Raw genomic sequence first — 368 nt, 5'->3', positions numbered from 1 at the left:
GTAAATCGATGGGTAATGATTGTATGTATCAACAAACAAGCAACAACGTTGTACTTTCTTATCCCTGTAGCGCTCTTTGCTCACTTCGGTGAACAGAGGCTAACGTTATAGGGACAAGCGAATAAGTGCACATGGTGGATGCCTTGGCGATTACAGGCGATGAAGGACGTAGTAGCTTGCGATAAGCTGCGGGGAGTGAGCAAACACACTTTGATCCGCAGATTTCCGAATGGGGCAACCCACCCTTTTAGGGTATTGCATACTGAATACATAGGTATGCAAGGCGAACGCGGCGAACTGAAACATCTAAGTAGCTGCAGGAAAAGAAATCAACCGAGATTCCCAAAGTAGCGGCGAGCGAAATGGGA

At 47.0% G+C, this 368-nt stretch carries 1 rRNA gene; it reads left to right on the top strand.

The annotated features are described in order from the left end of the window. Window positions 1-111: 111 nt before the first annotated feature. Window positions 112-368, top strand: a 23S ribosomal RNA gene (locus tag ACZ92H_RS29530); the annotation flags it as partial.

This window comes from Janthinobacterium foliorum (assembly GCF_978021625.1).
This window is presented reverse-complemented; position numbering and strand designations above follow the sequence as displayed.